Below are 22,303 nucleotides of genomic sequence, written 5' to 3' on the forward strand. Positions count from 1 at the left end.
GATAAACGCCACCTATCGCACCATTAAGTCAATCAATTAGACAACTTTTGCTGTCAGTCGCAAACTTCTTGCCAACAGTCGTCATATCCTGATAACAACTCCTAAACAATAAGCCTGCATCTACTATGAAATTTAAACGTAAAATTCAGCCCTACCGCGCTGCTGCTGGTGGATGGGGCTCTTTGGAAGCGACCACCCGTTTTGTCCTTGACAGTAAAGCTGCCCTGAAAAACATGCGTAACCTGTTGCGCATGAATAAGGCGCGCGGCTTTGATTGCCCCGGCTGCGCGTGGGGCGATGACAACAAAAGTACTTTTAGTTTCTGTGAGAACGGTGCCAAAGCGGTCACCTGGGAAGCAACCCGCCGTGTGGTTGAGCCGGCGTTCTTTGCCCAGCACAGCGTCAGCACGCTGTATCAACAAAGTGATTATTTCCTCGAATATCAGGGCCGTCTGACCCACCCGTTACGTTACAACCGCGAAACCGACCATTATGAGCCAATCAGCTGGGACGACGCTTTCGCGCTGGTTGCCAGCCATTTACAGGCGATGGACAATCCCGACCAGATGGAGCTGTATACCTCCGGTCGCGCCAGTAACGAGGCGTCCTGGCTGTATCAATTGTTTGGCCGCCTGATGGGTACCAACAACTTCCCCGACTGCTCCAACATGTGCCACGAAGCCAGTGGCTCCGGCCTGAAACGTAGTATCGGCGTGGGTAAAGGCACCATTCGTCTCGACGATTTTGATCATGCAGATGCGATTTTCGTCTTTGGTCAGAATCCGGGGACTAACCACCCGCGTATGCTGCACAGCCTGCGTCATGCCGCCGACCACGGCGCACGCATCGTCACCTTTAATACCCTGCGTGAGCGTGGTCTGGAGCGTTTTGCCGATCCACAAAAACCGCTGGAAGTGGTGACCTCGATGGCGGGCACCATCAGCTCCGCCTATTACCAGCCGAATCTCGGCGGTGATATGGCTGCGATACGCGGCATGGTGAAAACGCTGCTGGAAACCCATCGCGCGCTGATTGCCGCCGGGGAAAAAGGTCTGTTTGACGAAACCTTTATCAACGCCGCCACGCAGGGCGTGGAAGCTTACCTGGCAGCGGTGGATAACACTCGCTGGGAAGATATTGTGCGTCAGTCCGGTCTGAGCGAAGCGCAGATCCGCGAAGCCGCCGCCATTTACCAAAGTGCTGACCGGGTGATCTGTACCTGGGCGATGGGCATCACCCAGCACAAGCATTCGGTGGATACGGTGCGTGAAATTGTTAACCTGCAACTGCTGTTTGGTCAGCTCGGCAAAAAAGGGGCGGGCCTGTGTCCGGTTCGTGGCCACAGTAACGTGCAGGGCAACCGTACCATGGGCATTGACGAGAAGCCGAGTAAACCCTTCCTCGATGCGTTAGGTCAGCATTTTGATTTTGAACCACCGCGTGAGCACGGCCACAACACCGTTGAGGCGCTGAACGCCATGCTGCGTGATGAAGTGAAGGTGTTGATCGCGCTGGGTGGTAACCTGGCAGCAGCCGCACCGGACTCGCCGCTGACGGAAGAAGCGCTGCAACGTTGTGGTCTGACGGTACATATCAGCACCAAGCTCAACCGCAGCCATCTGGTGCCGGGCCATGAGGGCTTGATTCTGCCGACGCTGGGCCGCACCGAGCGCGATCGTCAGGCAACCGGTAACCAGTTTATCACCGTGGAAGACTCCTTCAGCATGGTGCACGCTTCTGAGGGCGTAGGCATTCCGCTGGCGGATACCCAACGTTCTGAAACCGCGATTGTCGCCGGTATCGCTCATGCCACTCTCGGCAGCGATAAAGTGGACTGGCTGGCGCTGGCCGGGGATTACAATCTGATCCGCGATCATATTGCCGCCACCATCCCTGGCTTTGCCGACTTCAACACCAAATGTGACATCCCGGGGGGGTTCTACCTCGGTAACGCCGCCGCAGAATTGCGTTTCAACACCCCGTCGCAGAAGGCGGAGTTCAGCAATGCCGCCCTGCCCAGCTCGTTGTTCCCGCAGTTGGGCGACGTGGAAGTGCCGTTTACGCTGCAAACCCTGCGTTCACATGACCAGTACAACACCACCATTTACGGCCTCGATGACCGTTATCGTGGCGTCTACGGTCAGCGTGAAGTGGTGTTTATTCACCCGGATGATATGCAGGCACTGGGCTTCACTGAAGGCCAACTGGTGGATATCGAAACCCTGTGGAACGACGGTTTGACCCGTCGCGTCAGCGGTTTTAAATTGGTGCCCTACAATATTCCGCGTGGCAACCTGGCGGCGTATTACCCGGAAACCAACCCACTTGTCCCGCTTTCCAGCTACGGTGACGGCAGCGGCACACCGACCTCAAAATCGGTGCCAGTCAAACTGGCATTAACTGCCGCCGTACCCACCCAACGTATTGCCTGATCTGAAGGTTATCAGAAGGTAAAAAAGCCGCGTTAAGCGGCTTTTTACCCTGTTTTGGCCTTGCCGCGCGGGCATGATTCGCGTAAAACTGTCAGCCGCTCTTAGGCCACGAAACTAAATAAATTATGTTCCAGGATAACCCGCTGCTCGCGCAGCTGAAAGAGAAGCTCCACGCGCAGACGCCGCGCGCCGAAGGCGTGGTGAAAGGCACGGAAAAAGGTTTTGGCTTTCTGGAGGTTGATGCTCAGAAAAGCTACTTCATTCCACCGCCGCAAATGAAGAAAGTGATGCACGGCGACCGCATCGTTGCTGTGATCCACACCGATAAAGATCGCGAAAGTGCCGAGCCGGAAAGCCTGGTTGAGCCATTCCTGACGCGTTTTGTCGGCCGCGTACAGAAGAAAGATGATCGCCTGTCTATCGTGCCAGATCATCCGCTGCTGAAAGATGCTATTCAGTGCCGTGCTGCCCGTGGCGTGACCCACGATTTCCAGGCCGGTGACTGGGCCGTGGCTGAAATGCGTCGCCATCCTCTGAAAGGCGATCGTGGCTTTTATGCCGAACTGACCGAATTTATTACCACTGCGGATGACCATCTGGCACCGTGGTGGGTCACGCTGTCGCGCCACAACCTGGAGCGTGAAGCGCCGGAAGTCGGTTTTGGTGAGATGATTGATGAGCATCTGACGCGTGAAGACCTGACCGCGCTCGATTTCGTCACCATCGACAGCGCCAGCACCGAAGATATGGACGATGCGCTGTACGCAGAAGAGACTGCCGAAGGCAACCTGCTGCTGACTATCGCCATTGCCGATCCTACCGCTTATGTGCCGGAAGGCAGCGCGCTGGACAAACTGGCCGCGAAACGCGCCTTCACTAACTATCTGCCGGGCTTCAACATCCCGATGCTGCCGCGTGAACTGTCTGATGACGTTTGCTCGCTGCGCCCGAATGTACGCCGTCCGGCGCTGGCGTGCCGCGTTACCGTGTTGAAAGACGGTAGCCTGGCCGACGATATCCATTTCTTTGCCGCCTGGATCGAATCCAAAGCTAAACTGGTCTATGACGAAGTATCAGACTGGCTGGAAAACAACGGTAGCTGGCAGCCCGCCAGTGATGCCATTGCCCAACAGATTCGTCTGCTGCATCGTCTGTGTCTGGCGCGCGGCGACTGGCGTCAAACTCACGCCCTGGTGTTCAAAGACCGTCCGGATTACCGCTTTGTCCTGGGTGAAAAAGGTGAAGTGCTGGATATCATTGCCGAGCCTCGCCGCATCGCGAACCGTATCGTAGAAGAAGCGATGATCCTCGCGAACGTCTGTGCCGCCCGCGTGCTGCAACAGAAGCTGGGCTTCGGTATCTATAACGTGCATACCGGTTTCGACCTCGCCAACGCCGAACAGGCAGCAGGCGTGTTGGCCGGACACGGTATCACCGTTGATGCGCAGGCCATCACTACGCTGGAAGGTTTCCGTCAGCTGCGCCGTGAGCTGGATGCCCAGCCGACCCAGTATCTCGACAGCCGTATCCGTCGTTTCCAGGCCTTTGCTGAAATCAGCACCGAGCCAGGCCCGCACTTTGGCCTTGGTCTTGAGGCTTACGCTACCTGGACCTCACCCATCCGTAAGTTCGGCGATATGATTAACCATCGCCTGCTGAAAGCCATTATTCGCGGTGAAGCGATCAATCGCCCGCAGGATGATGTGACCGTGACCATGAGCGAACGTCGCCGCCTGAACCGTATGGCCGAGCGCGATGTCGGTGACTGGTTGTACGCGCGTTTCCTCGCGCCGTTTGCCGGTGGCGATCGCAAGTTCAGCGCAGAAATCATCGACGTTTCCCGTGGTGGTATGCGTGTGCGTCTGCTGGAGAATGGCGCGGTAGCCTTTATCCCTGCCCCGTTCATCCACGCGGTGCGTGATGAGCTGGTGTGTTCCCAGGAAAACGGCACCGTACAGATCAAAGGTGAAGTCGTTTATCGCGTCACCGATGTGATCGACGTGACCATCGCCGAAGTGCGTATGGAAACGCGTAGTGTAGTGGCGCGTCCTGCCAGTTAAGTTCTGACATCACCCGTAGCGGTGCGATTTATCGCGCAGGTTTTAAAAAGCGCGCGATAAATCGCGCCGCTACGGGACTCCTCCTTTTAAGTAATTGTTAAATTTGCACCTCGCTTCACACTTCTTCATCGATTCGCTGTCGCTTACATTCCATTACATTATTTTTAACTTGTTGTATTCGATCGTTTATTTTTCCCGGTCCCTACAAGGAGTTAACTCATGAACAACGTCAAAACCGGATTGATCTGGTTAGCGGTGGCGTTAATTGGTGCGGCGTCGTTCGCCATGCTGGCGCTAAGCCGTGGTGAACACGTCAATGCCGTCTGGTTGGTGATTGCCGCCGTGGCGTGCTACAGCATCGCTTATCGCTTTTACAGCCTGTTTATTGCCCGCCGTATTTTCGAACTGGACGATCGCCGCCGTACGCCAGCGGAGCGCTTTAACGATGGTCTGGATTACGTGCCTACCAACAAGTGGGTGCTGTTCGGCCACCACTTTGCCGCCATTGCCGGTGCTGGCCCACTGGTCGGCCCGATCCTCGCGGCACAAATGGGTTTCCTGCCAGGCACCATCTGGATTCTGGTCGGTGTGATGCTGGCTGGCGCAGTACAGGATTTCCTCGTGCTGTTTATCTCCACCCGCCGCGATGGGCGTTCGCTGGGTGAAATGGCGCGCCAGGAACTCGGCAGTTTTGCCGGGGTGATCACCATGCTTGGCGCACTCGGGGTGATGATCATTATTCTTTCGGCCCTGGCGTTGGTGGTGGTCAAAGCGCTGGCGAACAGCCCCTGGGGGTTGTTCACCATCGCCGCGACTATCCCGATTGCGCTGTTTATGGGCGTGTATATGCGCTTTCTGCGCCCGGGAAAAATCGCTGAGGTGTCGATTATTGGTTTTGTACTGATGATGGCGGCGATTATTTTTGGCGGTGATATCGCACAACATCCCTTCTGGGGACCGTTCTTCACCCTGAAAGGCACGGAACTCACCTGGGTGCTGGTGATTTATGGTTTTGTTGCCTCATCGCTGCCGGTATGGCTACTGCTGGCACCGCGTGACTATCTCTCTACCTTCCTGAAAATTGGCGTGATTATTGGTCTGGCGATCGGCATTTTGTTTGCCATGCCAGAATTGAAGATGCCTGCGGTAACTAAGTTTATCGATGGTACCGGCCCGGTGTTTTCCGGGGCGCTGTTCCCGTTCCTGTTTATCACCATCGCCTGTGGCGCGATTTCTGGTTTCCATGCGTTAGTCTCCAGCGGCACCACGCCGAAACTGGTGGAACGTGAAAGCCATATTCGTTTTATTGGCTATGGCGCGATGCTGATGGAATCCTTTGTCGCCATCATGGCGCTGATTTGCGCGTCGGTGCTGGATCCGGGCGTCTACTTTGCCATGAACGCCCCGACGGCGCTGATTGGCTCCACCGTGGAAAACGCGTCGCAGGTGATTAATGGCTGGGGTTTTGTCGTCACACCGGAAATGCTGACCACCATCGCTTCTGAAGTGGGTGAGAAGACCATCCTGTCCCGTGCGGGTGGTGCGCCAACCTTCGCCGTAGGAATGGCACATATCATTACTGAGGTGTTCAACAGCCGCGCCATGATGGCGTTCTGGTATCACTTCGCCATTCTGTTCGAAGCCTTGTTTATCCTTACCGCCGTGGACGCCGGTACGCGTGCCTGCCGTTTTATGGTGCAGGATTTGGTCGGCACCGTGGTGCCTTCACTTGCCAATAACCGTTCATGGCTCGGCAATATGGCGGGAACCACCGTGGCTGTTGCGGGTTGGGGTTTCTTTGTCTATCAGGGCGTGGTCGATCCCCTGGGCGGCATCAACACCTTGTGGCCATTGTTCGGTATTGGTAACCAGATGCTGGCGTCGATGGCGCTGATTCTCGGCACCGTGGTGCTGTTTAAGATGAAGAAACAACGTTACGCGTGGGTGACGATTCTGCCAACTGCCTGGTTGTTTATCACCTCAATGACCGCCGGATGGCAAAAGATTTTCCATGAAAAACCGTCGATTGGTTTCCTTGCCCAGGCGAATAAGTTCCGCAAAGGTCTGGATGAGGGCGTGATTATCGCACCCGCGAAAACCGTCGCTGATATGCAAACCATCGTGTTCAGCAACCAGATTAACGCCCTGCTGTGCGGTTTCTTCATGCTGGTGGCCGTCACCATGTTGATCGCGGCCTTCTTTGTCATTCGCCGTGCCCTGCGCAGTGACGTGCCGACCGTGCATGAGGCACCGGTGTCGCTGCGTAAGGAGGTGCGTAATGTCTGAGGCGATTTTAGCCTGGCGTAAACCGGCCGGGCGCTGGCAGATAAATCAGTGTCTGCCGCTGGGAGAGCCGCCGCGCACCCGCTGGCAAAAAATCTGGCGTGGCTTGCAGCAGAGCTTTCGCTTAATGGTCGGCGTACACGATTATCAAAATTATCTACAGCATATGCGTCTGCATCATCCCGAACAGCCCCCGATGAGTGAACGCGAATTTTATCGTTACTGCCTCGACGCCCGCTTTCCCAGCCAGCCAGGAAAATTGGGTAAGTGCCCGTGTTAATCCTGTTTAGCCCCAAATTTTTGGGGCTTTTTCGTGCCATTCATTTATCTAAACAAAAATATATTTGGATTGCATCTTGTGCTTACGCAAGAGGATGAATACTGTTGCTAAAATAATGAGATACCGCCTGCTGAGAACTCCCTGGAGGAAGTTTCCATGACCGATGAACAAGGGCAAACGTTGCTATACACCTTGTTTGGCACCACCAGCCCTCATTGGCGTCTGACTGCGGACAGCGATGCTTTACATTTTGCCGAAGAGGAAAATGCCCATACCAATCTGGCCGTTCCGCTAACCCCGGCACAGGCGAGTTTGTTGCGCGCCATGACCGTGATTACCTCCAGCATCAACCTGACGCTGTCGCTGCATGGCGTACCGGTGCCGATGCATTTTGTCGGTCGTAAAGTGAACCAGGCGACGTGGGCAGGCACCGCATCAGCCTGGGGAGACACCTCTTCTGTCGCACGCGATTTGACGCTGGGCCTGTCGTTTGCTGAGCAAGTGGTTTCCGAGGCCAACTCGGTGATCGTTATCCTCGACCAACGAGGTAACATTCAACGTTTTAATCGGTTAAGTGAAGAATACACTGGCCTGAAAGAACACGAAGTGATTGGCCGTAATGTGTTCCAGCTATTCATGACCAAACAGGAAGCCCAGGCCTCCCGCCGCAACATCGCCGGATTTTTTCGCGACGGCAACTCTTATGAAGTGGAACGCTGGATCAAAACCAAGAAAGGTCAGCGACTGTTTCTGTTTCGTAATAAGTTCGTTCACAGCGGCAGCGGAAAAAATGAAATTTTCCTCATCTGTTCAGGAACGGATATTACCGAGGAGCGCCGGGCCCAGGAGCGTCTGCGCGTGCTGGCCAACACCGATACGGTGACTGGGTTACCCAATCGCAATGCCATCCATCAGCAAATTAGTCTGGCACTTGAGACGGCGAAAGGCACGCAAACCGGCGTGGTGTATCTCGACTTAGACAATTTCAAGAAGGTGAATGACGCCTACGGGCACATGTTCGGTGACCAGTTACTACAGGCGGTTTCGCTGGCGATCCTTAGCTGCCTCGGCAAAGATCAAACCCTGGCGCGCCTCGGCGGTGACGAGTTTGTGGTACTGGCAGAAAATACCAGCCAGGCGGCGCTGGAAGCGATGGCTTCGCGGATCCTCGAACGGCTGCGTCAGCCTTTTCGCATCGGACTGATTGAGGTTTATAGCGGCTGCTCGCTCGGCATCGCCCTTGCCCCCTTGCATGGCGAAGACCGTGAAAGCCTGATCCGCAATGCCGATACCGCCATGTATCACGCCAAAGAAAATGGCCGCGGCAAGTTTTGCGTGTTTGCCAGCGAGATGAATCAGCGCGTGTTTGAGTATCTGTGGCTGGATACCAATCTGCGTAAAGCCCTGGACCAGGATCACCTGGTGGTGTATTACCAACCGAAAATCGACCGTGATGGCGAGGTGCGCAGTGCCGAAGCGCTGGTACGCTGGAATTCGCCGGAGCGTGGCCTGGTGCCACCAGGTGATTTTATTGCTTATGCGGAAGAATCCGGTCTGATTGTGCCGCTGGGGCGCTGGGTGATGCTGAATGTGTTGCAGCAGGTGATTGCGTGGCGCAAAGAAGGGATCTGGTTGCGGGTGGCCGTGAATGTTTCAGCCAAGCAATTGATTGATCAGAGTATCTATAGCGATCTGAAGCAGGCCCTGATTGAGAGTGGCATCAAGGATTGCCCGATTGATATCGAACTGACTGAAAGCTGCCTGATCGAAAACGAAGCCGATGCACTGAAACTAATGAAACAGTTTCAGGAGCTGGGGGCACAGGTGCATCTTGACGATTTCGGGACCGGTTACTCTTCCCTGTCACAGTTGGCGCGAGTACCGATTGACGCCATCAAGCTGGACCAGAGTTTTATTCGTAATATCAATAAGCAACCGGTGGCACAGTCCCTGGTGCGTGCCATTATGGCTGTGGCCAAAGCCCTGGAGTTGCAGGTGATTGCCGAGGGTATTGAAACCAAAGCCGAAGAAAAATTTGTGATGGCTAACGGCGTCGATGGGCGTCAGGGTTATTTTTACGCAAAACCAATGCCCGCAGACCAGCTCGGGCATTGGCTGGCTAAGCATCCTGCCCGCGTTTAACGCTGAACTGCGAGATTATCCGGCTTTGCGCAAGGATGCGCTATGACGGTTTTGCAGTTGCACCAGACGTTCCATATAAGCAATGTCTTTCGGTTCCAGCGTGAAGGCATAATCCACCCAATCTTCCGTTATATCCATCAGTTCCGCCCTTGAGAGTTGCAACACGCGCTGACGTGCTTTAAGCATCGCCCGTATGCCATTCAGTTTGGGACGTAAAGTGTCGATGAAGGTGCGTGTAGTGCGATAGCTGTCACCAGGCTGGAACACTTTGTCGACCAGACCACGGGTTTCATACCACTCCGCGCTGTGTGACTCCCCTTCACAAATTAACTCTTCAGCCAGCTTCATCCCCGCGCGGCGCGCCACTAACGAGTATCCGCCCATGCCGGGGAACAGGTTAAACGCAATTTCCGGGAACCCCATGCGTGCGCTGTTTTGCGCCAGAATGAAGTGGTGCGCCAGGGCGGCTTCAAATCCTCCGCCGAGAGCACTACCCTCGATCATTGCCAGCGTCACCGCGCCAGTATCAAAGCCTCGGGCGGCTGAATGGATGCAATCCACGCAGGCACGGGCGTAGGCACGCAGAGCTTCGCGCCGGTTGTTGCGAATGCATTCAACAAAGAAGCGTAAATCGCCCCCGGCGTTAAACATCTGAGGAACTAACGATCCCGTCACCCAGAAATCAATCGGTAAACCGGAACGCTGCGCCGCGTAGCTCAGGTTCATGATCTCTTCGATTAACTCGTGGTTGAAACTGGGTCGAGGTTGCGCCCGCAGCATCATCCACATGGTGTGACGCCCTTCTTCATAATAGGCAGCCAGTTGAGTGGTTTGTCCGACTTCGGTGAACAGTCGGCATGTCGGTTGGTTAATCACTGTCATAGTCTCATCCTCTAGTTATGTGATGCGTTAAACGCAATATCAGCGTAATCCAGAGTGAGGCCAGACCAAATGAGAGATTGATTTATAAAGCAAATTCCAGAGATTTCCCCGACACAGGGGTCGGGGAAAGATTAGCGGGCTTACTTAATAGCGGCGCGTTGGCCCACCGCAGCATGAAAACGCTTAACGCGGCGTGAATAAAGCGCCGTAATGATCGGCACCAATACTGAAGTGACAATTACTGATGTGGCCACTAAAGCGGTGGCGGCAGGCGCAACCGGTTTAAACTGCGGCAGCATTTCGGCAATCAACACCGGTGTCGCTACCGCTGCACCAGCGGTGCTGGAGGCAGCAATACCCGCCGTACCATCGCCGCCACCAATCAAGCGATCCGCCAGGATTAACGGAATGCCGGTGATGATGATGACCGTAACGCCAAGCAAAATACCGAGCAAACCGGTTTGGGCAATTACCGCTAAATCAATGGTGTTGCCGAGGGCAAAGGCAAAGAACGGAATCAGGGTGTGCACCGCCTTACCGAAAAACTCACGTAATTCAGGGTCAAGGTTGCCCAGGGCGAAGCCAACCAGGAATGGCAGAACTGCACCCACGAAGACGTGAGGTTCAAATGAGGCGATACCTGCGGTGCCCAGAATAACCATAGTCATCAGTGGTCCTGATTCGAGCGACATCAGCACAAACGCGCCCGCCTCCTCTTTCGAACCATATTGCTGCATGATTGACGCGTACAGGCCACCATTGGTCATATCCATCGCCGCCACCAGCGCCAGGGTGGAAAGACCGGCGAACATGCCCACTTCAACGCCATTTTCAGGCATGACGCGCGAGGCAATCGCAGCAACCACCCAGGCAACGGCGATTTTCGTTAATACCAGGGTGCCGGATTTACGCAGCACGGTACCGGTGGCACTGAGTTTGATCGATGCCCCCATACAGAAGAACCACACCGCCAGAATTGGCACGGTGCCGGTCATTAATCCATTGGTAAAGGAACCAAAATATTTGCCCGCGCCAGGGGAAAAGGTATGGCAAAGCGCGCCGAGAAACAGCGGGATCAACATCATACCGCCAGGAATTTTATCGATTGCACGTTTAATATGCATTTGAGTATCACCTGTACTAAGCCAGAGGGAGGTGCGTTATTTGTTGCCGTCAGGCATTACGGGCAAGATACCGGCTCACCACAGGCAAAAAAGTGATCGCAAATATATTTATGAAACGTTGTTTTATTTTTATTGGATTATCATTTTATTTTTTGATCAGCGTCGCCATACCAGTTGGTTGAAGGCAACAAAAAAGGCGCCAGATGGCGCCTGAAAGAGCTGCGCGATCAAGCGCGCCTGTTTATCACTTCTGCCCATACCAGGCGTTTTTGCCGTGTTTGCGCAGGTAATGCAGATCAAGCAACGTTTGCGAAATCGGTGGGAGTGCCTGGTGTAGTTGCTCGGTATGCAACGCCATATATGCGACCTCCTCCAGCACCACCGCGCTGTGCACTGCCGCATCCGCATCTTTCCCCCAGGCAAAAGGGCCATGCGAATTCACCAGCACCGCGGGAATCGCGGTGGGCGATATTTCGCGCTTAGCGAAGGTTTCGATAATCACCTGTCCGGTATTCCACTCATATTCCTGCTCGATTTCTTCACGCTGCATAGCCCGTGTGCAAGGAATGGTGCCGTAAAAATCATCCGCATGAGTGGTGCCCCAGGCGAGAATATCCCGCCCTGCCTGCGCCCAGATGGCAGCATGACGTGAATGGGTATGGACTATGCCGCCAATATCCGGCCAGGCGAGGTAAAGCGCGCGATGGGTGGCAGTGTCAGATGAGGGGCGCATCTTACCCTCCACCACTTTCCCGCTTTCCAGCTCCACCACCACCATATCGTCACGTTTCATATCAACGTACTTCACCCCGGAAGGTTTGATCACCAGCAGACCGCTTTCACGATCGAGGGCACTGACATTGCCCCAGGTAAAGGTCACCAGGTTATAACGTGGCAGATCCAGATTGGCTTCCAGCACCTGTTGTTTCAGCGCTTCCAGCATGTTTTTTCTCCCGTTAGATGTGATGGAGAAATTGTGCAAAGCCTGGCGCAAAAGCGTTATGGAAGGAATCGCTGTAAAAGCTGCTGAAAGTGGCTGAGGGCGTAAAAATGTGGCGTGAATTCGGAGTTTTCCATCTTCGGAAAAATCCCGTAATGATTAGACTGTCTCCAGCCAACCACGGGACGATTTTATTGCCCGGTGATGCGGCTATCACGCTGTTTTTGCATGCGGGCTGCGGATTGCAGGCTCAGGGATGAGAACCGTTATGAAACCACAGGGTGAAACGATTGCAGGAAACAACACCTATACTTAAAAGGTTGTCCCTGTATGTACAATCAAGGAGAAGTTTATGACAACAACAATGAAACGTCTGACCGCCGCCGTGCTGGCTACCACCCTGGTTATTGCCCTGAGCGGTTGTTCAAACTGGTCCAAGCGTGACCGCAATACCGCGATTGGTGCGGGTGCGGGTGCAATTGGCGGTTCTATTCTGACTAACGGAAGCGCATTGGGCACCATTGGTGGTGCTGCTGTTGGTGGCATTATCGGCCATCAGGTTCATTAATTCCGACTACATAACAAAAGGCTTACGCAGCGCATCTACATAAACAGGCCACTCACCGAGTGGCCTGGTCATTTCAACCGCCAGCCAGTTTGACCTTCATGCCTTTAGCTTCAAGCAGCGATTTCAACAGGTCGCGCTTATCGCCCTGAATCTCAATCACGCCGTCTTTCACCGCCCCACCGCAACCGCATTTTTTCTTCAGTTCGGCGGCCAGTTTGGTCAGCGCGTCATCATCGAGATCGACACCGGTGATCAGGCAAACACCTTTACCTTTACGACCACTGGTCTGACGTTGAATACGTACGATGCCATCGCCTTTCGGGCGTACAGCTTTCTCTTCGGTTGGCGTAATGCGGCCGGTTTCGGTGGAGTAAACCAGCGGATTGTCCTGAGCCATTAGCCCTCCTGTAAACTTTGCAGAATCTGTTGCAGGGTGGCGGCAGGATCGGCAGATTGGGTGATCGGACGCCCAATTACCATATAATCCACCCCTGCCTGCTGCGCCTGCTGTGGCGTCATGATACGACGCTGATCACCCGCGTCACTGCCTGCCGGACGAATTCCTGGTGTCACCAGCTTAAAGTCTTTGCCAATCACCTGTTTGAAATGTGCCGCTTCCTGTGCGGAGCACACCACGCCGTCAAGGCCACAGTCACGCGTCAGGCATGCCAGACGTTCGGCCTGTGCCGCAGGAGACAAGGTAATACCAAGCCCTTTCAGATCCTCTTCATCCATGCTGGTGAGTACGGTGACCGCAATCAGCAACGGCGCATCTTTACCGTACGACACCAGCGCCTCACGCGCTGCGTTCATCATGCGTGCCCCACCACTGGCGTGTACGTTAACCATCCATACGCCAAGGTCTGCTGCCGCCGCAACCGCATGCGCCGTGGTGTTCGGGATATCGTGGAATTTCAGATCGAGGAAGATTTCGAAACCACGATCCTGCAACGTTTTCACCAGCGTTGGCCCAAACAACGTGAACATCTCTTTGCCCACTTTCAGGCGGCATTGGCTCGGGTCGATGCGATCGACAAATTGCAGTGCGCTGTCGAGATTATGATAGTCGAGTGCCACCAGAATAGGTGAAGTGGTAACAGGCATAACGTTTCCTCAGTTACAGGCACCCGCAGGCGCGTTAGACAAACGGCAAGCATTCTACCTGCGCGACCTGATGACGACAATCACGGTGCCAGGATTTGTAACCTGTTTGACCGAACCCTGCACGATGCTGGAATGAATAAATAGTTTAAATTTCTAGTATGTTGTAACTATAAAATGACTTTTTTAGAAAAGACGGCCGTTATTGGCCGTCAAGTCCACGAATCGGTTTCACCGAAGACCAGGTGCGGCAGGAAGGACAATGCCAGTACAACGCATGCGCAGTGAAACCACATTTCTGGCAGCGATAGCGCGGCTTGGTGCGGATTTGCTCCCCCACCATATCGCGTAACACCATCAGACTCTCTTTTGCCCGACCATCTTCAGCTTCATGCAGGTGAAAATCCATTAAACGATGGAAAACCCGCATCGTCGGATGACGTTGCAACTGGCGATTAATATAGAGTTGCGCCGCTTCCGGGCCTTGTTGTTGTTCAAGGATATCGGCGAGATAGAGTTCAGCGACCGCTCCGGTATTCTCATCCACGCAACGTTGCAGGAATTGCGCCCATTGTTCGGGCTGATCCAGGCGCTGATAACACGTTTCGAGCATTGGCAAGGCTTCACTGACCAACTCTTTATCCTGTTCCAGCACCCGTTGTAAACGTTCGACCGCTTTTGCGTATTCGCCCTGCTCCATAAAAATGCGGCCGGTCATTATCGACACGCGCGCACTTTGACGATCCGCCGCCTCACCTTTTTTCAGCAGCGTCATGGCCCGTTCAAGATCGTCACTGCTGAGTGCCTGCAAAGCGAGTTCGCAGTAGAAATGGGCAATTTCGCCTTTCTGCTTGTCCTTTCCCAGCTTGACCAGTTTTTCTGCCACTTCAATGGCCTGCTGCCAGTCACTGGTTGCCTGGTGGATCAGCAGCAGTTGCTGCAACGCACCGATACGAAAATCCGTCTCATCCACCAGCTGGCTAAACATATCTTCTGCGCGGTCATACAAACCAGCCGCCATATAATCGCGGCCAAGTTGTTGCACCGCCAGCAGACGCTGGTCATAACTGAGCGATGCACTTTCCATCAGGGATTGGTGAATGCGGATGGCGCGGTCAACTTCGCCGCGTGAACGGAACAGGTTACCCAGGGTGAGATGGGCTTCGACCGTGCCGCTGTCTTCTTTCAACATGTCGAGGAAGAGATCAACGGCTTTGTCCTGCTGATTGGACAGCAGGAAGTTAACCCCCGCAACGTATTCACGCGACAGGCGATTGGCTTCCTGTTGCTTATCCTGTTGCGCACTGCGTCGGCCCATATACCAACCATACGCCGCAGCCACAGGAAGAAGCAGAAACAGCAATTCAAGCATCTAAGCTTAATCCCGACGACCGGCAGAAGGCGACGTTGTCACCGCCGTCGATTGTTCATTCTGTGCCTGCATACGTTTCAGTTTACGCTGCGCGTGTGCCAGCGATACCCGTAAACGCAACCAGAACAGGCCACAGATCGCCCATCCCAGCAAGAATCCCGCACCAAACAGAACAGCCAGCAATGTGGAAATACGAAATTCGCCCTGCGCCAGCAGATAGTTAAAAGTGATGATTTGGTCGTTATGTGCCCCGAGCGTCACGGAGATGATGAAAATGACCAATACCACGAGAAAAATCAGCAAATATTTCACAATGCATCCTGTCGTGAGGTTATCCAGTAGGAGTATGCCAAAAAAACCGCGCCGATGCTGCTTATCAGCGCATCAAACCGCCTGATTTAGGCAAGTGCAATCAATAATATGGGGCCGGATGCAAAAATTACAATCCGTCTTCACGCTGTGCAATCTCTTTTGCCTCTGCTGGCGGCACCGTCAACGGCCCGCAAAAACGTTGTGCTAACCAGGTCGCCACCGTGACCAGCAACCAGGAGATCAGTGTCGCCATCACCAAATCGCGTGGCCAATGCATCCCTAGCATCAGGCGGCTTCCCATCACCAACGTGGCCCAGAAAAATAACACCACAATTGTCAGGGTATGGCGACGGGGCCAGAGCAGACCTATAACCAGCAACGCCCAACTGGCTGCAAACATCGTATGGCCGGAAGGAAAAGCGAAGCCGGTTTCAAAAGCCCAATGCTTTTTTAACCATCCTGGTAGTTGCGTATCATCCGCCACCAGTTGCTCTACCAACTTGCCGCGCTGTTTACGCTTCAATTCATAGAATGCGCTTTCATTGACGCCATGACTTTTTTCCAGCCACACCACATAAGGTCGAGGTTCCTGGACCTGATCTTTGATGAAGGATTTGGTGTACTGACCGACCAGAATCGCGCCATTCATGATGACAAGCAGCAGGATGGCAGGCTTGAGCCGGAAACGCAGGCACCAGAGTACCCAGGCACTGAGGATCAGGCTGGTGAGGATTCCCCACGGGCTGGTGACCGTTTCAGTCATCCAGAATAATAGCTTTAACAGCGCACCATTTTCTCCTGGTTGCCACTGCCAGCCAGAAAGCCAGACGCTCAGCGGCATAATCAGCAACAGAAGCGTGCCAAGGGTGGTGCGTTGTATAATCTTTAACATCCATCGTCCTTAAAACCGCGCAAAACACTATGTCAGGCATAACTTTAGCTGAAAAAAGAATAACATAACCGTTGCAGCTTGGATAATTGTGCTTTATCACTACAATAACTCTGACTGATTAACTGCCTGCACCCAGGTTGTGGCACAATATTGTCAGTTTTCGGGCCAATCAGGCCCGTGCGTTATCATGATGATAGCGCATCCTCTGAAGGTTCTGGAGAGTCACATGCAGCTTAAACGGGTAGCAGAAGCCAAACTGCCCACGCCCTGGGGAGATTTCCTCATGGTTGGTTTTGAAGAACTGGCAACCGGTCACGACCATGTCGCGCTGGTCTACGGTGATGTTAGCGACCACAATCCGGTGCTGGCACGCGTCCACTCCGAATGCCTGACCGGTGACGCACTGTTCAGCCTGCGTTGCGATTGCGGATTTCAGCTGGAAGCCGCGCTGACCGCTATCGCTGAAGAAGGACGTGGTATCCTGCTTTATCATCGTCAGGAAGGTCGTAATATCGGCCTGCTAAACAAAATTCGCGCCTACGCCTTGCAGGACAAAGGCTACGATACGGTAGAAGCCAACCATCAGTTAGGTTTTGCCGCCGATGAGCGTGATTTCACCCTGTGTGCAGATATGTTCAAACTGCTGGGTGTCAACGAAGTGCGTTTACTGACCAATAACCCACGTAAAGTGGAAATTCTCAGCGAAGCTGGCATCAACATCGTTGAGCGCGTCCCGCTGATTGTCGGGCGTAACCCGAAGAACGCGCATTATCTCGATACCAAAGCTGAAAAAATGGGCCATTTGCTGCCGAAGCAATAAAACAAAGCCGGGAAATTATCCCGGCTTTTTTCTTAGTTCAGCATATTACGGATCACGTAGTGCAGAATGCCGTCATTCTGGTAATAGGTCAGTTCATTGCCGGTATCGATGCGACAACGTGTCTCCAGCGTCTCTGTAGCACCATCCATGCGCGTCAGCGTCACCTTAACTGTACCGCCAGGCTTGAGCTGATTCAGGTTCGCCACATCAATGTGTTCCTCTCCGGTTAAGTTGAGCGTTTTACGCGTAACGCCCTGTGGGAACTCCAGCGGCAGAATCCCCATACCAATCAGATTGGAACGGTGGATACGTTCAAATGACTCGGCAATCACCACACGTACCCCCTGCAATCGTGGCCCCTTGGCTGCCCAGTCACGACTGGATCCCGATCCATATTCTTTCCCGGCAATCACCGCGAGCGGAACCCCCTCGGACTGATACTTCATGGCTGCATCGTAGATCGCCAATTGCTCATTACTGGGGAAATGTTTGGTGTAACCCCCCTCCACGCCCGGCACCATCTCATTGCGAATACGGATATTGGCAAAGGTACCGCGCATCATCACCTCATGGTTGCCGCGTCTTGATCCATATGAGTTGAAGTCCGTACGTTCCACACCGTGCGCCAGCAGATAACGCCCTGCCGGGCTTTCTGCCTTGATACTTCCCGCCGGGGAGATATGGTCGGTGGTGACGGAGTCTCCCAGCATCGCCAGAATGCGTGCTCCTTTGATGTCCTGCACCGGTTTCGGTGTTTTTTCCATATCGTCAAAGAACGGAGAAAGTCGGATATAGGTTGAATCTTCATCCCAGTCATAGGTGGCCGCTTCACTGACTTTAATCTGCTGCCATTCCGGGGTGCCATCAAACACTTCGGCATACTCTTTGTGGAACATATCGCTGGTGACTTTTTGCACATACTCGGCAATTTCTTCCGGCGACGGCCAGATTTCTTTCAGATAAACATCCTTCCCGCGCTGATCCTGACCGATGGGATCGTTTTGCAGATTGAGTTTCATGTTGCCCGCCAGCGCATAGGCCACCACCAGCGGTGGCGACGCCAGCCAGTTGGTTTTCACCAGGGGATGGATACGACCTTCAAAATTTCGGTTACCCGAGAGCACCGCGCCGACAGTCAGGTCACCCTCTTTAATGGCGCTCTCAATGCTGTCTGGTAATGGCCCGGAGTTACCAATGCATGTGGTGCATCCATAACCCACCAGATTAAAACCCAGCTCATCCAGATAGGGCGTAAGTTGCGCCACGGCCAAATAATCGGACACCACTTTAGAGCCGGGGGCCAGTGACGCTTTGACCCACGGCTTACGCATCAATCCCTTTTCCACCGCTTTTTTCGCCAACAGTCCCGCAGCCATCAGCACACTGGGATTCGAGGTGTTGGTGCAGGAGGTAATCGCCGCGATCACTACCGCCCCATCATCCAGTTGATGGCTATCCCCCGTCTCACTGTCACGATAGCTGACACTTTTATGCGGTTTCTGTGCCTGGTTCACCTCCAGTTCATTACTCGCCGCGAAGGCCGCAGGGACATCCGCCAGAGAGACGCGGTCCTGTGGACGTTTCGGACCGGCGAGGCTGGATTCAACCTCGTTCATATCCAGCGCCAGCGTGCTGGTGAAGATCGGTTCATCACCTGGATTACGCCACATACCTTGTGCTTTGGCATAGGCTTCAACCAATTTAATCTGCTCGCTGTCACGTCCTGTCAGCGTCATGTAGCTAAGAGTAATGTCATCTATCGGGAAAAAGCCGCAGGTGGCACCATATTCGGGAGACATATTGGCGATAGTTGCACGATCAGCCAACGGCAGATCCGCCAGACCATCGCCATAGAATTCAACGAACTTGCCTACAACGCCGTGCTTACGCAGCATCTGCGTGACGGTCAATACCAGATCGGTCGCCGTGATCCCTGGCCGCAGTTTGCCGGTCAGTTTAAAACCGACCACGTCGGGAATCAGCATCGATACCGGCTGGCCGAGCATTGCTGCCTCAGCTTCAATACCGCCAACCCCCCACCCCAATACACCGAGCGCATTGATCATCGTAGTGTGGGAATCGGTGCCAACCAGGGTATCGGGATACGCTACCTCGTTGCCATCCTGGCTTTCATGCCAGACCGCCTGGCCGAGATATTCCAGATTTACCTGGTGACAAATGCCGGTGCCTGGCGGCACCACGCGAAAACGATTGAAAGCTTTTTGCCCCCAGCGCAGAAAGACATAACGTTCATGGTTGCGCTCCATCTCCAACCGCACGTTCTCTTCAAATGCCTCATCGTCACCAAAATGGTCAACGGTGACAGAATGGTCAATCACCAGGTCAACCGGAGAGAGCGGATTTACTCTGGCGACATCGCCGCCAAGGCGTTTCACCGCCTCGCGCATTGCCGCCAGGTCAACCACCGCGGGAACGCCGGTAAAATCCTGCATCAGCACGCGCGCCGGACGATAGGCAATTTCACGGTCGGCGTGCGCATCGTTTTGCCATGCGGCCAGCGCCTGAATATCTTCCGCCGTCACAGAATCGCCATCCTGCCAGCGCAGCAGATTCTCCAGCAGGACTTTCATGGATTTAGGCAGGCGTTCAAGGGTTCCAACGTGATGGGATGCTTTTTGCAGGCTGTAGTAGTGATAAGTATGGTTACCAACTTCGAGCGTCTCCCGGCTCTGCTCGCGCAACGTTAACGACATAGCTCCTCCTCATGGGTTTCTCTTAACCTCAGTAACCGCAAGGTTTAGCTTAAAGATAGACCACATTTTCGTTAACGTTTTGATAACAACACGAATTGACACATTGATCCAAAAACAAAAATGCCCTGGATATTGGCCAGGGCATTTAAAAAAAGAAATAATTTGAGTTATTAAATTACATCATCGTCCACACGGCAGCAGCCCAAACAGCGAATGAAAAGGCATATACGCTGAACCATGACAGGGTAATTGTACTATTCATTGAGTTCATTAAGTCACTCCCTCCCGGATTCCGGGTAAAAAAGGGCTACGGTCTTCAGCCTTAGCTGATGACACCATTTTTTATATGCTGAGTGTTATAGGAAGGGCGTTCAAATTGCCCACCGGATAACCCGGTAAAGAGAAGGACTATTCGTCTATATAAAGAACTGAACGCAGACTGCGTTATTTGGACTTCGGATCCATGAATGATTCAATAAAACCGCGCTGCTTTTCACTCAGTTCCCAGGATGCCGGTATCGCTACATCTTGTTCTGTGCTGGCAACGTCTTTCGCTTTACACGCAGGCGTGTTGGGCTGACGTGCAGAAACCGGAGATTTACGACTGAGTGTATTTGCCCACATGGCTTAACCCCACATACGCCAAATCATTAATGCCACCACTACCCAGAACAAGGCTGAAGCAGCGAAGACAGTCAACCAGGCTTTGCGACGGATGTTCCCTGAACGCTCAACCTTGGTGCTTTTAGCCCGGAAGTCCGGTTGTACAGTTAATCTCGTAGCCATAGTTTTTGATAATCACTCTCAATAAAACGATTGTTAACATCGATTAAGATTTAGGACGAATCCTAAACGCCTTAAGTCCAAAAATCCAGTTATTTTTATTGAGCACAACGATTAATGCTATTTATCAAAACACCGAAAAATGATGAGATAAATTTAATAACTAAGCAAACTATTAATTAAAAACTAACTTTGTAAATTTGGGTTAAATCAAAATTAGATCCATTCTAAATTCAAGTTTAAATTAGCGAGGCAGCTAAAAAGCCCTTCGCCATCAACTCTTAACTGGAGTATGGGAATATTCCTGGGATCACGCAAAGCGGTAAAGTAAAAAATGTGTACTAATTCGCATTTAACAACTAACAATGAAAAAACATGTGACCGATGTTTCATTTACATAAAATTAATCTAATTTTTGAGCTACCAATGGCGCTAAGCAACGGCAAAAAAAACAAAGGGTGCCCAATGGGCACCCTGTTAACATAATGAGTTTACAGGCTATTTGAAGGGTAACTTGATATCACGGAACATCGCTTCGATATCTTCGTTGGAGCGCAATGCCACCGCAGTATCCACCACATCGCGGGTCAAATGCGGTGCGAAACGTTGAATAAAATCATACATATAGCTTCGCAGGAAAGTGCTACGTCTGAAGCCAATTTTTGTCGTGCTATTGGTAAAGATCTCTGATGCTTCAATGCGTACCAGATCAGGGTCAGAAACCGGATCTACCGCCATGCTGGCAATCACCCCAACCCCCAGCCCCAGACGGACATAGGTCTTAATGACGTCAGCATCGGTTGCAGTAAACACAATACGCGGCGTCAGCCCCGCACGATTAAACGCCGTATCCAGTTCAGAACGCCCGGTAAAGCCGAAGGTATATGTCACCAACGGAAACTCCGCCAGTTCCTCTATCGTCACCTGCGCTTTGCCTGCCAGCGGATGGTCTGGCGTCACGACAATCGCACGATTCCAGTGATAGCAAGGCAGCATAATCAGGTCATCGTAAAGATGCAGCGCTTCGGTGGCGATGGCAAAGTCAGCATTACCTTTTGAAACTGCTTCCGCAATTTGCGTCGGTGAGCCTTGGTGCATATGCAGGGAAACACGAGGATAGCGTTCAATAAAGCCTTTGATTACACCGGGAAGCGCATAACGTGCCTGGGTATGGGTGGTGGCGACGTATAAAGAGCCTTTATCAGGCCAGGTATGCTCACCCGCCACCGATTTGATGGCATCCACTTTTGATAACACTTCACGGGCAATGCGGATGATTTCCTCACCGGCTGGTGTCACCTGCGTCAGGTGCTTACCGCTACGGGCAAAAATCTGCACCCCCAGCTCATCTTCCAGCATTCTGACCTGCTTACTGATGCCCGGCTGCGACGTATATAAGCCTTCTGCCGTCGAAGAAACATTGAGGTTGTGATTGACCACTTCAACGATGTAGCGCAACTGCTGCAATTTCATAGTTATATCTTCCCGGTAGGCGACAGAGGAGCAATCCCGGCGAGCGTATTTTCGCCTTGAGCGAGGTTTTCAGGGAAAGCGTGTCAGCGAAACGTAAAATCTATAACCACTATATCAGTTAAAGA

Annotated in this window: 19 protein-coding genes; 7 read left to right on the forward strand and 12 right to left on the reverse strand. The window is 53.1% G+C overall.

All coding sequences use genetic code 11. The features are described 5' to 3' along the window. Positions 1-125 precede the first annotated feature (125 nt). From AC6I8T_RS10890 to pdeR, 5 genes are all read left to right on the forward strand, one after another. Positions 126-2,432: an FdhF/YdeP family oxidoreductase gene (locus AC6I8T_RS10890; RefSeq protein WP_208723504.1), complete on the forward strand. Its 2,307-nt coding sequence runs from the start codon at positions 126-128 to the stop codon at positions 2,430-2,432. Between the two features lie 125 nt (positions 2,433-2,557). Then, positions 2,558-4,492: an exoribonuclease II gene (locus tag AC6I8T_RS10895; RefSeq protein ID WP_497833819.1), complete on the forward strand. Its 1,935-nt coding sequence runs from the start codon at positions 2,558-2,560 to the stop codon at positions 4,490-4,492. 219 nt (positions 4,493-4,711) lie between these two features. Further along, on the forward strand, positions 4,712-6,778 hold the full coding sequence (locus AC6I8T_RS10900) for a carbon starvation CstA family protein (protein ID WP_497833820.1): 2,067 nt from the start codon (positions 4,712-4,714) through the stop codon (positions 6,776-6,778). Next, positions 6,771-7,055, forward strand: coding sequence for a YbdD/YjiX family protein (locus AC6I8T_RS10905; RefSeq protein WP_021183109.1), 285 nt, complete (start codon positions 6,771-6,773; stop codon positions 7,053-7,055). Before AC6I8T_RS10900 ends, AC6I8T_RS10905 begins: the two co-directional genes overlap by 8 nt. A 156-nt stretch (positions 7,056-7,211) precedes the next feature. Next, entirely contained in the window at positions 7,212-9,197 is a 1,986-nt protein-coding gene (pdeR, locus tag AC6I8T_RS10910) for a cyclic di-GMP phosphodiesterase (protein WP_021183108.1), read from the forward strand. Between the two features lie 15 nt (positions 9,198-9,212). On the opposite strand, the gene AC6I8T_RS10915 is transcribed toward pdeR, so the two are convergent. The 3 genes from AC6I8T_RS10915 to araD form a co-directional block, all read right to left on the reverse strand. Beyond that, the gene (locus AC6I8T_RS10915; RefSeq protein ID WP_208723507.1) at positions 9,213-10,079 is read right to left on the reverse strand and encodes a crotonase/enoyl-CoA hydratase family protein; all 867 of its coding nucleotides are present in this window, start codon (positions 10,077-10,079) and stop codon (positions 9,213-9,215) included. Between the two features lie 140 nt (positions 10,080-10,219). Then, positions 10,220-11,203 carry a 2-keto-3-deoxygluconate transporter gene (gene kdgT, locus AC6I8T_RS10920; RefSeq protein WP_208723508.1) on the reverse strand — a complete coding sequence of 328 codons (984 nt, stop codon included), beginning with the start codon at positions 11,201-11,203 and terminating at the stop codon, positions 10,220-10,222. 244 nt (positions 11,204-11,447) lie between these two features. Further along, on the reverse strand, positions 11,448-12,146 hold the full coding sequence (gene araD, locus AC6I8T_RS10925) for an L-ribulose-5-phosphate 4-epimerase (RefSeq protein ID WP_208723509.1): 699 nt from the start codon (positions 12,144-12,146) through the stop codon (positions 11,448-11,450). Positions 12,147-12,495: 349 nt separating this feature from the next. Here araD and osmB point away from each other — a divergent pair, with 349 nt between their 5' ends. After that, positions 12,496-12,711: an osmotically-inducible lipoprotein OsmB gene (gene osmB / locus AC6I8T_RS10930; RefSeq protein WP_013509236.1), complete on the forward strand. Its 216-nt coding sequence runs from the start codon at positions 12,496-12,498 to the stop codon at positions 12,709-12,711. A gap of 73 nt (positions 12,712-12,784) precedes the next feature. On the opposite strand, the gene yciH is transcribed toward osmB, so the two are convergent. The 5 genes from yciH to pgpB all read right to left on the reverse strand — a co-directional run bounded on the left by yciH (position 12,785) and on the right by pgpB (position 16,388). Beyond that, positions 12,785-13,108, reverse strand: a complete 324-nt coding sequence (gene yciH / locus AC6I8T_RS10935; protein WP_021183103.1) for a stress response translation initiation inhibitor YciH — start codon at positions 13,106-13,108, stop codon at positions 12,785-12,787. Further along, the gene (pyrF, locus tag AC6I8T_RS10940) at positions 13,108-13,815 is read right to left on the reverse strand and encodes an orotidine-5'-phosphate decarboxylase (RefSeq protein WP_021183102.1); all 708 of its coding nucleotides are present in this window, start codon (positions 13,813-13,815) and stop codon (positions 13,108-13,110) included. Before pyrF ends, yciH begins: the two co-directional genes overlap by 1 nt. Positions 13,816-14,014: 199 nt before the next feature. Next, positions 14,015-15,184, reverse strand: a complete 1,170-nt coding sequence (gene lapB / locus AC6I8T_RS10945; RefSeq protein WP_021183101.1) for a lipopolysaccharide assembly protein LapB — start codon at positions 15,182-15,184, stop codon at positions 14,015-14,017. Positions 15,185-15,190: 6 nt separating this feature from the next. Continuing rightward, positions 15,191-15,496 carry a LapA family protein gene (locus AC6I8T_RS10950; RefSeq protein ID WP_208723510.1) on the reverse strand — a complete coding sequence of 102 codons (306 nt, stop codon included), beginning with the start codon at positions 15,494-15,496 and terminating at the stop codon, positions 15,191-15,193. Positions 15,497-15,623: 127 nt separating this feature from the next. Next, positions 15,624-16,388, reverse strand: coding sequence for a phosphatidylglycerophosphatase B (pgpB, locus tag AC6I8T_RS10955; protein ID WP_208723511.1), 765 nt, complete (start codon positions 16,386-16,388; stop codon positions 15,624-15,626). 226 nt (positions 16,389-16,614) lie between these two features. On the opposite strand from pgpB, the gene ribA reads away from it, so the two are divergent. Then, positions 16,615-17,208, forward strand: coding sequence for a GTP cyclohydrolase II (gene ribA / locus AC6I8T_RS10960; RefSeq protein ID WP_021183098.1), 594 nt, complete (start codon positions 16,615-16,617; stop codon positions 17,206-17,208). A 32-nt stretch (positions 17,209-17,240) separates the two neighbouring features. Here the strand turns inward: ribA and acnA are convergent, their stop codons facing one another. The 4 genes from acnA to cysB all read right to left on the reverse strand — a co-directional run bounded on the left by acnA (position 17,241) and on the right by cysB (position 22,178). Beyond that, positions 17,241-19,922, reverse strand: a complete 2,682-nt coding sequence (acnA, locus tag AC6I8T_RS10965; protein WP_497833821.1) for an aconitate hydratase AcnA — start codon at positions 19,920-19,922, stop codon at positions 17,241-17,243. Between the two features lie 444 nt (positions 19,923-20,366). Further along, positions 20,367-20,546 (reverse strand): YciX family protein, encoded by a 180-nt coding sequence (locus AC6I8T_RS10970; protein WP_021183096.1) that lies wholly within the window; start codon positions 20,544-20,546, stop codon positions 20,367-20,369. A gap of 3 nt (positions 20,547-20,549) precedes the next feature. Further along, on the reverse strand, positions 20,550-20,708 hold the full coding sequence (locus AC6I8T_RS10975; RefSeq protein ID WP_013509244.1) for a YmiA family putative membrane protein: 159 nt from the start codon (positions 20,706-20,708) through the stop codon (positions 20,550-20,552). Between the two features lie 495 nt (positions 20,709-21,203). Continuing rightward, a complete protein-coding gene (gene cysB, locus AC6I8T_RS10980) occupies positions 21,204-22,178 on the reverse strand; it encodes an HTH-type transcriptional regulator CysB (protein ID WP_021183095.1) in 975 nt (324 codons plus the stop codon). Between the last annotated feature and the right edge of the window lie 125 nt (positions 22,179-22,303).

It is taken from the genome of Pantoea sp. X-Soil-OKNW-556 (genome assembly GCF_059730695.1).

Bases quoted from the DNA above. Each gene is read 5' to 3' on its own strand.
- ribA (WP_021183098.1), top strand. From the start codon at position 16,615: ATGCAGCTTAAACGGGTAGCAGAAGCCAAACTGCCCACGCCCTGGGGA.
- AC6I8T_RS10970 (WP_021183096.1), bottom strand. From the start codon at position 20,546: ATGTGGGCAAATACACTCAGTCGTAAATCTCCGGTTTCTGCACGTCAG.
- osmB (WP_013509236.1), top strand. From the start codon at position 12,496: ATGACAACAACAATGAAACGTCTGACCGCCGCCGTGCTGGCTACCACC.
- AC6I8T_RS10890 (WP_208723504.1), top strand. From the start codon at position 126: ATGAAATTTAAACGTAAAATTCAGCCCTACCGCGCTGCTGCTGGTGGA.
- AC6I8T_RS10915 (WP_208723507.1), bottom strand. From the start codon at position 10,079: ATGACAGTGATTAACCAACCGACATGCCGACTGTTCACCGAAGTCGGA.
- AC6I8T_RS10895 (WP_497833819.1), top strand. From the start codon at position 2,558: ATGTTCCAGGATAACCCGCTGCTCGCGCAGCTGAAAGAGAAGCTCCAC.
- araD (WP_208723509.1), bottom strand. From the start codon at position 12,146: ATGCTGGAAGCGCTGAAACAACAGGTGCTGGAAGCCAATCTGGATCTG.
- kdgT (WP_208723508.1), bottom strand. From the start codon at position 11,203: ATGCATATTAAACGTGCAATCGATAAAATTCCTGGCGGTATGATGTTG.
- pyrF (WP_021183102.1), bottom strand. From the start codon at position 13,815: ATGCCTGTTACCACTTCACCTATTCTGGTGGCACTCGACTATCATAAT.
- AC6I8T_RS10900 (WP_497833820.1), top strand. From the start codon at position 4,712: ATGAACAACGTCAAAACCGGATTGATCTGGTTAGCGGTGGCGTTAATT.
- AC6I8T_RS10905 (WP_021183109.1), top strand. From the start codon at position 6,771: ATGTCTGAGGCGATTTTAGCCTGGCGTAAACCGGCCGGGCGCTGGCAG.
- lapB (WP_021183101.1), bottom strand. From the start codon at position 15,184: ATGCTTGAATTGCTGTTTCTGCTTCTTCCTGTGGCTGCGGCGTATGGT.
- pdeR (WP_021183108.1), top strand. From the start codon at position 7,212: ATGACCGATGAACAAGGGCAAACGTTGCTATACACCTTGTTTGGCACC.
- acnA (WP_497833821.1), bottom strand. From the start codon at position 19,922: ATGTCGTTAACGTTGCGCGAGCAGAGCCGGGAGACGCTCGAAGTTGGT.
- yciH (WP_021183103.1), bottom strand. From the start codon at position 13,108: ATGGCTCAGGACAATCCGCTGGTTTACTCCACCGAAACCGGCCGCATT.
- AC6I8T_RS10975 (WP_013509244.1), bottom strand. From the start codon at position 20,708: ATGGCTACGAGATTAACTGTACAACCGGACTTCCGGGCTAAAAGCACC.
- pgpB (WP_208723511.1), bottom strand. From the start codon at position 16,388: ATGTTAAAGATTATACAACGCACCACCCTTGGCACGCTTCTGTTGCTG.
- cysB (WP_021183095.1), bottom strand. From the start codon at position 22,178: ATGAAATTGCAGCAGTTGCGCTACATCGTTGAAGTGGTCAATCACAAC.